We start from the raw sequence: 9,050 nt of genomic DNA, 5'->3' as shown, positions 1-9,050 counted from the left end.
TTTTTTTCATAACCTGTGGGGGGGGGGTGTGGCGGCTGGGGAGGTATTATTTTGTGGCTCGGGGGTTCACTTTTCCGGGTGTTTTATTAAAACCCCCGCGGGTTGGCTACACTGGGGGGCTTCGGCACACTGCCATTGGCACTGAATTAGGGGTAAAATGTCGCGCTTCCCCACATCTCGGGCATGCCGATGCTGCGCATCCAGGCTGAAGCACTTACGTACGACGACGTTTCTCTCGTCCCCGCTCATTCCACGATCCTGCCCAAGGACGTCGACCTCGGAACGCGCCTGACGCGCGACCTGCGGTTGAGGCTGCCGATTGTCTCGGCCGCCATGGACACCGTCACTGAAGCCCGTCTGGCCATTGCCATGGCACAGCTGGGCGGCATCGGCATCGTCCACAAGAACCTGACCCTTGAGCAGCAGGCTGCCGAAGTGGCCAAGGTCAAGAAGTTCGAGTCCGGTGTCATCCGCGACCCGATCACGGTTGGGCCGGAAACCACCATCCGCGACGTGCTGGCATTGACCCAGGCGCACAACATCTCCGGCGTGCCGGTGGTGGGCAGCGACGGCCTGCTGGCGGGTATCGTCACGCACCGTGACATGCGCTTTGAAACCGAGCTGGACGATCCGGTCCGCCACATCATGACCAAGAAGGATCGCCTGGTCACGGTGAAGGAGGGCGCTGCCTCCGACGAAGTGCTGTCGCTGCTGCACCGCAACCGCATCGAAAAGGTGTTGGTGGTGAACGACGCGTTTGAACTGCGCGGCCTGATCACCGTCAAGGACATCCAGAAGAAGACCGACAACCCCAACGCTGCCAAGGACGCTGCAACGCGTCTGCTGGTGGGCGCGGCGGTGGGCGTTGGTGGCGACACCGATCGCCGCGTCGAAGCGCTGGTCGCTGCCGGCGTGGACGTGCTGGTGGTGGATACCGCCCACGGCCATTCGCAGGGCGTGCTGGACCGCGTGCAGTGGGTCAAGAAGAACTTCCCGCACGTGCAGGTCGTCGGCGGCAATATCTGCACCGGCGAAGCCGCTTTGGCATTGCTGGATTGCGGTGCCGATGCGGTCAAGGTCGGCATCGGCCCGGGTTCGATCTGCACCACGCGCGTAGTCGCCGGTGTCGGCGTGCCGCAGGTGACGGCCATCGACCTGGTGGCCGAAGCGCTGCAGGATCGCATTCCGCTGATCGCCGATGGCGGCATCCGTTACTCCGGTGACATCGGCAAGGCACTGGCCGCCGGTGCATCGACGGTGATGATCGGTGGCCTGCTGGCCGGTACCGAGGAATCGCCGGGCGAAACCGAACTGTTCCAGGGCCGCTCCTACAAGAGCTACCGTGGCATGGGCTCGCTGGCCGCGATGGAAAAGGGTTCCAAGGACCGTTACTTCCAGGACGCCGCCACCGCCGACAAGCTGGTGCCGGAAGGCATCGAAGGCCGCGTGCCGTATCGCGGCCCGGTGGGTGGCATCGTCCACCAGCTGATCGGTGGCCTGCGCGCGACCATGGGTTATGTCGGTTGCGCCACCATCGAAGAAATGCGCACCAAGCCGAACTTCGTCAAGATCAGCGGTGCCGGCCAACGTGAGAGCCACGTCCACGACGTGCAGATCACCAAAGAGCCGCCGAACTACCGCGCGTGATGCGGTAAGCAGAAGAGGAACGTGGACCTGGTCCCGTTCCTCTTTCTCTATCCGCCATTCGTTTTGCATCGACTCCCGTTTTCATTGATCACTTGCCGGGCTTTATGACCAACATCCATAACGACAAGATCCTCATCCTCGATTTCGGCGCCCAGTACACGCAGCTGATCGCGCGTCGCATCCGCGAGTTCGGTGTGTACTGCGAAATCTGGGCATGGGACCACGATCCGGCCGAGATCGCCGCCTTTGGTGCCAAGGGCATCATCCTGTCCGGTGGCCCGGAAACCACCACGCTGGCGGGTGCCCCGGCTGCGCCGCAGGAAGTGTTCGACAGCGGCCTGCCGCTGCTGGGCATCTGCTACGGCCTGCAGACCATGGCCAAGCAGCTGGGCGGCGGTACCGAAGCCGCTGACCAGCGCGAGTTCGGCCACGCCGAAGTGAAACTGCTGGGCAATGACGGGCTGCTGGGCGGCCTGTCCGACCACAACGGCGAACCGCGCCTGGACGTGTGGATGAGCCACGGCGACCACGTCACTCATGTGCCGCCGGGCTTCGCCATCACCGCCGTCACCGACCGCATTCCGGTGGCCGCGATGGCCAACGAAGACAAGCGTTGGTACGGCGTGCAGTTCCACCCGGAAGTGACCCACACCAAGCAGGGCTCGGCGCTGCTGAAGCGCTTTGTCACCGAGATCTGCGGCTGCGCCACGCTGTGGACCGCGGCCAACATCATCGACGACCAGATCGCCCGCGTGCGTGAGCAGGTTGGCAGCGATGAAGTGATCCTGGGCCTGTCCGGCGGCGTGGATTCCTCGGTGGTCGCCGCGCTGCTGCACAAGGCCATCGGCACGCAGCTGACCTGCGTGTTCGTCGATACCGGCCTGCTGCGCTTCCAGGAAGGCGACCAGGTCATGCAGATGATGGCCGAGAACATGGGCGTCAAGGTCGTGCGCGTGAATGCCGCTGACCGTTATTTCAAGGCACTGGAAGGCGTCAGCGATCCGGAAGCCAAGCGCAAGATCATCGGCAACCTGTTCGTCGAGATCTTCGATGAAGAGTCGAACAAGCTCAGCAACGCCAAGTGGCTGGCGCAGGGCACGATCTATCCGGACGTGATCGAGTCGGCCGGCAGCAAGACCGGCAAGGCGCACGTCATCAAGAGCCACCACAACGTGGGTGGCCTGCCGGAAGACATGAAGCTCAAGCTGGTCGAGCCGCTGCGTGAGTTGTTCAAGGACGAAGTGCGTCGCCTCGGCGTCGAACTCGGCCTGCCGCGTGCGATGGTTTACCGCCATCCGTTCCCGGGCCCGGGCCTGGGTGTGCGCATCCTCGGCGAAGTGAAGCGTGAGTACGCCGAACTGCTGGGCAAGGCCGATGCGATCTTCATCGAGGAACTGCGCGCCGCTGACCTGTACGACAAGACCAGCCAGGCCTTCGCGGTGTTCCTGCCGGTCAAGTCGGTGGGTGTGGTGGGCGATGCGCGTGCCTATGAGTGGGTGATCGCACTGCGTGCAGTGGAAACCATCGACTTCATGACCGCGCACTGGGCGCACCTGCCGTACGACTTCCTTGGCCGGGTGTCCAACCGCATCATCAACGAACTGCGCGGCGTCTCGCGCGTGGTCTACGACATCTCCGGCAAGCCGCCGGCGACGATCGAGTGGGAGTGATCGTGCGCCCCGCATGACAGTGCGGGGGAACGATCAGGACAGAAAAGGCCCGCGATGACGCGGGCCTTTTTCATTCACGCACATATGCCTGGTAGGCGATCAGCCGCTGCTGGCGACCTGGGCTGTCACGTTGAAGGAATGCTCACAGCCTTCCCGGATACGTGGGCCCAGGCCCTTGTTTGATCAGCTTGCTGCGCTCAATGGCGCGGCATTGTCTGCCAGTTTCGGCCAGCGCTTGAGAACCGCCGCGCGGATGCCGGCAGCGTCGATGCCGGCTTCGGCCAGAAGATCTTCACGGCTGGCGTGATGCTGGAAACTGTCCGGCAGGCCGAGGTGCAGTACCGGCATCAGCACCGCTTCGGCGTTGAGCAGTTCGGCCACGCCGGAGCCGGCGCCGCCGGCGACCACGTTGTCCTCGATGGTCACAAAACCTTCGTGGGTGCGCGCCAGTTCCAGCAGCATCGTCTTGTCCAGTGGCTTGATGAAACGCATGTTGATCACGCTCAGGCCCAACTCGCGGCCCACCTGCTCGGTGGCGGCAAGGGTCGAGCCGAAGGCGAGCAGGGCGATGCGGCTGCCCTGGTGACGCAACTGCGCCTTGCCGATCTCCAGCGTGGACAGGTCGGTGCCGACGGCTGCGCCCGGGCCGGTGCCGCGCGGATAACGCACGGCGGCCGGGCCGTTGTATTGCAGGCCGGTGCTGAGCATCTGCCGACATTCGGCTTCGTCACCCGGTGCCATCACCACCATGTGCGGTACGCAGCGCAGGAAGCTCAGGTCCAGGTTGCCGGCATGGGTTGCGCCGTCCGGACCGACCACGCCCGCGCGGTCGATGGCGAACAGCACATCCAGCTCCTGCACGGCGACGTCATGCACCAACTGGTCGTAGGCGCGCTGCAGGAAGGTGGAGTAGATGGCGACGACCGGCTTGGCGCCCTGGGTTGCCATGCCGGCGGCCAAGGTCACTGCATGCTGCTCGGCGATGGCCACGTCGAAGTAGCGCTCGGGGTATTCCTTGCTGAAACGCACCAGGCCCGAGCCCTCGCGCATGGCCGGGGTGATGCCCATCAGCTGCGGCTCGGCGGCGGCGGCATCGCACAGCCAGTCGCCGAAAACGTCGGTGTAGGTCGGCTTCTTGGGCGCGCTCTTGGTCGGCAGGCCCTTGCTCGGGTCGAACGGGCCGACGGCGTGGTAGCCGATCTGGTCGTCCTCGGCCGGCTCGTAGCCCTTGCCCTTGGTGGTCATGATGTGCAGCAGCTGCGGGCCCTTGGCGTCCTTCAGGCGCTTGAGCGTGGATAGCAGCAGCGGCAGGTCGTGGCCATCGATGGGGCCGGTGTAATGAAAACCCATCTGCTCGAACGCGGTGGAGGGCACGAACATGCCCTTCCATTGTTCTTCCCAGCGTTTGACGAAACGCGCCGGCGGGCTGTGCTTGTCGCCGAGGATCTTCTTGCCGCCTTCGCGCAGTGCATTGAGCGTGCGGCTGGCGGTGGCGCGGCCCAGCATCTTGGTCAGCCCGCCCACGGCTTCGGAGATGGACATGTTGTTGTCGTTGAGCACGACCAGCACGTTGGGCTCGTCGTCCATGCCGCCGGCGTGTGCAAGCGCCTCGAAGGCCATGCCGGCAGTCATCGCACCGTCGCCGATCACCGCCACCACCTTGCGCTCGTCGCCCTGGCGCTGGCGGGCAATGGCCATGCCCAGTGCGGCGGAGATGGAGGTGGATGAGTGACCAACGCCGAAGGTGTCGTATTCGCTTTCCTCGCGCTTGGGGAACGGCGCCACGCCGTCCTTCTGCTTGACCGTGTGGATGCTGTCGCGACGGCCGGTGAGGATCTTGTGCGGGTAGGTCTGGTGGCCGACGTCCCACACCAGTTGATCAACCGGCGTGTTGAACAGGTAATGCAAGGCGACGGTGAGTTCGATCACGCCAAGCCCGGCCGCGAAGTGGCCGCCGCTCTTGCCGACCGATTCGATCAGGTAGGCACGCAACTCGCCGGCCAGTGCGCCCAGTTCGGTTTCATCGAACGCACGCAGGTCGTCGGGAATCTGGACGCGCGACAGGCGCGGATAGCAGGCTGAGTCGATCATTTTCTTTGTGTTTCAAGCGACACGGTATTTTCGCCGCCAACAGGGGGTGGGGCAAGCAAAGCGCGGCACATGTGAGGGGCAGATGACGGAGAAAGCCGCCAATCTGAAGTGCTGGTTCAGATATCTGTCTGTCGCTGGGCTTTTCGGGCGTTTTTCGCGCTGCTGAAAGCGCCAGGGTGGGCGGCGCTCAGGCGCTGCGGCGCATGGCGTTCTTGGGCAGTTGCGCCTTCAGGAAGGCCATTTGGTCGGCCAGGATGTTGCGGTTGGACAGGATCAGGTGTTCGATCCAGCTGGGCCGGTAGGGCACTGCCAGCAGCGGCATGTTGGCCTGCTGCGGGGTGCGGTTGCTCTTGCGTGAATTGCAGTGGAAGCAAGCGCTGACCACGTTTTCCCAGGTGTCCTGGCCGCCTTTGGAGATCGGCAACACATGGTCGCGGGTCAGGTGAGGGCGGCTGAATTGCTGGCCGCAGTACAGGCAAAGCTGTGCGTCGCGGGCAAACAGTGCGGTGTTGGTCAGGTTGGGCGTGGGCGCGATGGCGCGTGAGCGGGCGAAGCCGCGCGAGGCGATGATGGGGTGCAGGTCCAGACCGCTGCGCAGGCCGCTGTCGCGGTTGATTGCGCCATGCACATGCAGGCAGGGGTCGCCCAACGTCCAGGACACGGCATCGCGTACATAGAGGCAGGCGGCGTCCTGCCAGTTGATCCAGTCCAGCACGCGGCCGTGGGCGTCCAGCGACAACAGTCGCACGGAGCCAAGGCGGTGCAGGGGAGGGGTCGGCGAAAACCCGGCGGTCGGAGCGGAAAGTTCGGCTCCGGTATCGATCAGACTACGCGGTGTAGTGTCTGTCTCCATCGGGAAAACAGCTTATACACGAAGCGTGACAATTTGTGTAAATGCGGGTGGGTTTTGGCATGTTCTTCTCCCGCGTGCGGGGGAAGCTGCCACGTAAGGGCGAATGGGGGGCGCTCCATGGTTCGCCTTTTGGGCGCGTGGCAGCGCGTTCTTCATCCGGGCGCCTGATGTGGCCCTCACCCCAACCCCCCGCTCCGCGCCCCGGCCCTTGCGCTGGCGCAAGGGCGTTCGATGAGCCGCGAACCAATGGTTCGCAAGCTGCTCCCCTCACCCCGCCTGCGGGAGAGGGGCTTTGGCTGCTTTGGCTTTGGAATCAATCGCCGAAGCGGATGGAATCCATTGCCATCAATGAATCAGCGCCGGTTTCCATGCTGGCGGCATGGGTCAGGGTGCGCGGCAGGATGCGGGCGTAGTAGAAGCGTGCGGTTTCCAGCTTGGCCTGCTTGAAACCATCGGTATGGCCCGAGTTCTGCGCGGCAACGACGGCGCGAGCCCACCAGTAGGCCAGGGCAACGTAGCCGCTGTAGAACAGGTAATCCCAGCTTGCCGCACCCAGTTCTTCCGGGTTGGTGGCGGCACGCTGCAGCACGTTCACCGTCAGCTTGCCCCATTCCTTGGACTTGGCGCCCAGCACCGGCAGGAACTCGGCCACGGCCGGGTTGCTGGCGTTGTCGGTGATGAACTGCTCGACTTCGGCCAGGAACAGCTTCAGCCCTGCGCCCTGCGAGACGGCGGTCTTGCGGCCGATCAGGTCGAGCGCCTGGATGCCGGTGGTGCCTTCATACAAGGTGGTGATGCGGGCGTCGCGGGCGTACTGCTCCATGCCGTGTTCGGCGATGTAGCCATGGCCGCCGAACACCTGCTGGCCGTTGTAGGTGGCTTCAATGCTCCATTCGGTCAGGCAGGCCTTGACGATGGGGGTGAGGAAGCTGACCAGCGTGTCGGCGTCGGTGCGTGCCTTCTCGTCGCTGCCGTTCTGGGCGGCGTCGAGCTGGGTGTAGGCATGCGCGGCCAGCAGGCGGCCACCTTCGGTCAGCGCCTTGGTAGTCAGCAGCATGCGGCGCACGTCGGGCTGGGCGATGATCGGGTCGGCCGGCTTGTCGGCCAGCAGCGGGCCCTTGGGTGCGCGTGACTGCAGGCGCTCGCGGGCATAGGCCAGGGCGCCCTGGTAGGCGCGCTCGGACTGCGCCAGGCCCTGTACGCCGACGCCGAGGCGGGCGGAGTTCATCATCACGAACATCGCCTGCAGGCCCTTGTGCGGCTGGCCGACGAGGTAGCCCTGGGCGCCGTCGAAGTTCATCACGCAGGTGGACGAGCCGTGGATGCCCATCTTGTGCTCCAGCGCGCCACAGTGCAGCGCGTTGCGTTCGCCCTGGTTGCCGTCACGATCAACCTTGAACTTGGGGGTGACGAACAACGAAATGCCCTTCGGGCCGGCCGGTGCGTCCGGCAGCTTGGCCAGCACGAGGTGCACGATGTTGTCGCTGAGGTCGTGCTCGCCAGCGGTGATGAAGATCTTGGTGCCGGTGATCGAATAACTGCCGTCGGCGTTGGGCTCGGCGCGGGTCTTGAGCAGGCCCAGGTCGGTGCCGGCATGCGGCTCGGTCAGGCACATGGTGCCGGTCCAGTTGCCGGCCACCAGTGGCTTGAGGAAGGCTTCCTTCTGCCAGTCTTCGCCATAGTGCTTGAGGGCTTCCACGGCGCCGTGCGACAGCATCGGGAACAGGCTCCAGGCCAGGTTGGCCGAGGACACCATCTCGCTCAGGGCCATGCCCAGCGTTTCCGGCATGCCCTGGCCGCCGAACTCCGGCGCCGCGGTCAGGCCGGTCCAGCCGCCTTCGACAAACTGTGCGTAGGCTTCCTTGAAGCCCGGTGCGGTGGTGACCTCGCCGGTGGCCTTGTCCAGCTTGCAGCCGGTCTGGTCGCCAATGGCGTTCAGCGGCGCCAGGACGGCGGTGCTGAAGCGGCCGGCTTCTTCCAGCACGGCGTCGATGACGTCGGCGCTGGCGTCTTCCAGGCCCATCGCGGCAAACAGGGATTCGGCCTTGAGGACGTCGTGCAGGGCGAAACGGAGGTCGGTAACGGGGGCTTTGTAGTTGCTCATCAGAACGATCTCGAACGATGCGGGAGACGGGGAGGGCGGCTCAGCGCAGGACGCCGGGCAGTCCCGGTGCCTGGTTGAGGCTGTTGCGCGACTTGATGTCGAAACTGCGTTGCTTCTTGTCTTCCGGAGTGGCGCTGACGCTGCCTTCCAGTTCATAGAACAGCGAGCGGCCACCGGCCAGCGAATCGGCCATCACGATGCGCGCTGCCGAAGCGGGTTGCAGCCGGATCTTGATGACGTCGGCCGATTCCGGGCCGATGGACAGCGCCGGGTTGGCGCTGAGCGTGCCGGCGCTTTCCTCGCCGACCTTGATGGCCAGGGACACCGAATCAAACCGCATGGGCATGGAGCTGTAGTTGCGCAGGCGCAGCTCGACATCCCAGTTGCCGTCGCTGCCGACGGTGAGTTGCTGGATGCTCGCCGCAGGCTCGGAGACACGCTTGACCTTGCCGCCTCCGCAGGCGGTGAGCGTCAGTGCAGCCAGCGCAAGGAGCGCGATCAGGGCGTACCGGGGGCGAAAACGCATGCGGCGTGATCCTCAAGTCCGAATTGGTTACCGCCGAAGGATACTACGGCGTATGGGCTGATGCGCGGGTGCAGGTTGGGTACCTTGGGGCAATCGGTAAAGCCGGATGGCGGAACCTGTGCGCCTCTGCATCAAACCATGCAAGGGGCAGCCGTTGCC

At 64.8% G+C, this 9,050-nt stretch carries 6 protein-coding genes; 2 read left to right on the top strand and 4 right to left on the bottom strand.

What is annotated here, in order from left to right; translation table 11 throughout:
• Positions 1 to 189: 189 nt before the first annotated feature.
• Together guaB and guaA are read left to right on the top strand one after the other, a co-directional pair.
• Positions 190 to 1,647 carry an IMP dehydrogenase gene (gene guaB / locus ACVOLO_RS09350; RefSeq protein ID WP_481569978.1) on the top strand — a complete coding sequence of 486 codons (1,458 nt, stop codon included), beginning with the start codon at positions 190 to 192 and terminating at the stop codon, positions 1,645 to 1,647.
• 104 nt (positions 1,648 to 1,751) lie between these two features.
• Positions 1,752 to 3,317 carry a glutamine-hydrolyzing GMP synthase gene (gene guaA / locus ACVOLO_RS09345; protein WP_481569971.1) on the top strand — a complete coding sequence of 522 codons (1,566 nt, stop codon included), beginning with the start codon at positions 1,752 to 1,754 and terminating at the stop codon, positions 3,315 to 3,317.
• A 183-nt stretch (positions 3,318 to 3,500) separates the two neighbouring features.
• Here the strand turns inward: guaA and dxs are convergent, their stop codons facing one another.
• The 4 genes from dxs to ACVOLO_RS09325 form a co-directional block, all read right to left on the bottom strand.
• Complete coding sequence (gene dxs / locus ACVOLO_RS09340; RefSeq protein WP_481569969.1) at positions 3,501 to 5,408, bottom strand: 1-deoxy-D-xylulose-5-phosphate synthase; 1,908 nt, start codon at positions 5,406 to 5,408, stop codon at positions 3,501 to 3,503.
• Positions 5,409 to 5,595: 187 nt separating this feature from the next.
• Positions 5,596 to 6,261 carry an HNH endonuclease gene (locus tag ACVOLO_RS09335; RefSeq protein ID WP_481569968.1) on the bottom strand — a complete coding sequence of 222 codons (666 nt, stop codon included), beginning with the start codon at positions 6,259 to 6,261 and terminating at the stop codon, positions 5,596 to 5,598.
• 313 nt (positions 6,262 to 6,574) lie between these two features.
• Positions 6,575 to 8,365, bottom strand: coding sequence for an acyl-CoA dehydrogenase C-terminal domain-containing protein (locus ACVOLO_RS09330; protein WP_481569967.1), 1,791 nt, complete (start codon positions 8,363 to 8,365; stop codon positions 6,575 to 6,577).
• A 40-nt stretch (positions 8,366 to 8,405) separates the two neighbouring features.
• On the bottom strand, positions 8,406 to 8,891 hold the full coding sequence (locus tag ACVOLO_RS09325; RefSeq protein ID WP_481569966.1) for an LEA/WHy family protein: 486 nt from the start codon (positions 8,889 to 8,891) through the stop codon (positions 8,406 to 8,408).
• Between the last annotated feature and the right edge of the window lie 159 nt (positions 8,892 to 9,050).

This window comes from Stenotrophomonas sp. STEN056 (assembly GCF_056759635.1).
The sequence above is the reverse complement of the archived record's forward strand: the minus strand, read 5'-3'. Positions and strand labels throughout refer to the sequence as shown.

Excerpts from the sequence above, each read along its gene's own strand:
- ACVOLO_RS09325 (WP_481569966.1), bottom strand. The coding sequence starts at position 8,891 with ATGCGTTTTCGCCCCCGGTACGCCCTGATCGCGCTCCTTGCGCTGGCT.
- ACVOLO_RS09330 (WP_481569967.1), bottom strand. The coding sequence starts at position 8,365 with ATGAGCAACTACAAAGCCCCCGTTACCGACCTCCGTTTCGCCCTGCAC.
- guaB (WP_481569978.1), top strand. The coding sequence starts at position 190 with ATGCTGCGCATCCAGGCTGAAGCACTTACGTACGACGACGTTTCTCTC.
- guaA (WP_481569971.1), top strand. The coding sequence starts at position 1,752 with ATGACCAACATCCATAACGACAAGATCCTCATCCTCGATTTCGGCGCC.
- ACVOLO_RS09335 (WP_481569968.1), bottom strand. The coding sequence starts at position 6,261 with ATGGAGACAGACACTACACCGCGTAGTCTGATCGATACCGGAGCCGAA.
- dxs (WP_481569969.1), bottom strand. The coding sequence starts at position 5,408 with ATGATCGACTCAGCCTGCTATCCGCGCCTGTCGCGCGTCCAGATTCCC.